Raw genomic sequence first — 1,135 nt, 5'->3', positions numbered from 1 at the left:
GACCGGATCGGCTCCCAGTCCGGTCAAGAGTTCGTTCGCACGACTGAACGGGCGCGAACCGAAGAAACCGCGCGAGGCCGAAAGCGGTGACGGGTGCGCGGATTCGATGATCGGTGTGTCGCCGAGCATCGGCGCGAGGGTGGCCGCGTCCCGACCCCACAAGATCGCCACCATCGGCGACGACCGCGCGACCAGAGCGCGGATAGCCTGCTCGGTGACCGGTTCCCAGCCCTTCTTGCGATGAGAAGCGGCTTGCCCAGGCTGCACGGTGAGAACGCGATTGAGAAGCAGCACACCTTGTTTCGACCACGGCGTCAGATCGCCGTTCGGCGGTATCGGCAACCCGAGATCCTGGTGATACTCCTTGTAGATGTTGCCGAGGCTTCGCGGAACCGGCCGCACGTCCGGGGCAACCGAAAAGCTCAACCCGACAGCATGACCGGGCGTCGGATAGGGGTCTTGACCGATGATCAGCACCCGAACGTCGTCGAACGGGTTCGTGAATGCACGCAAGACTTTCTCTCCCGCAGGCAGATACTCCCGTCCCGCAGCGATCTCGTCGCGCAAGAACTTACCCATCGCGGAGATCTGCTCCGAGACCGGTTCGAGTGCCCGCGCCCACCCTGGATCGACGATCTCTGCAAGCGGCGCCATCAGTCGAGCCTGCGCAACGCGTCGCGGTAGTACGCCGCATTGGCTGCGTACATCTTGACGTTGCCGTCGAGGTGACCGAGCGGAACCTCGTATCCCGCACGGACCTTGGCGGGGACACCGAGTGCCATGCTGCGCGGCGGAACCTGCATCTTGTTGGCCACCACCGCACCAGCGGCGACGATCGACCCCGTCCCGATCACCGTTCCGTTGAGAACAACTGACCCCGACGCGATCAGGCAATGGTCCTCGATGGTCGATCCCTCGATGTGCGCGTTGTGGCCCACGACGCAACCGGAACCGATGACAGTCGCATCGACGGCGGTGCAATGTCGTCATCTTCTGGGCCGTGCTCGGCGGGATTGGCGCCTCTCTCTTGCTGCCCGCAATGCAATCCCTCATCCACGGCAACTTCAGTTGACGACCACGGGGGTCGTGGCAAGCGGCCCCCGCTCGCTCACCCAGGCCGTGCCGTCCCAGCGCA

The 1,135-nt window shown here is 64.5% G+C and carries 2 protein-coding genes; both read right to left on the bottom strand.

Annotated elements, in window-relative coordinates; translation table 11 throughout:
• Positions 1–654 (bottom strand): uracil-DNA glycosylase (locus ABT116_RS48890; protein WP_351648052.1); only part of this gene is annotated, 654 nt, incomplete at its 3' end.
• Positions 654–956: a gamma carbonic anhydrase family protein gene (locus tag ABT116_RS48885; RefSeq protein WP_351648054.1), complete on the bottom strand. Its 303-nt coding sequence runs from the start codon at positions 954–956 to the stop codon at positions 654–656. The genes ABT116_RS48890 and ABT116_RS48885, both read right to left, overlap by 1 nt.
• Between the last annotated feature and the right edge of the window lie 179 nt (positions 957–1,135).

Source organism: Streptomyces sp. NPDC002130 (assembly GCF_040296465.1).
Classification (GTDB): domain Bacteria; phylum Actinomycetota; class Actinomycetes; order Streptomycetales; family Streptomycetaceae; genus Streptomyces.
This window is presented reverse-complemented; position numbering and strand designations above follow the sequence as displayed.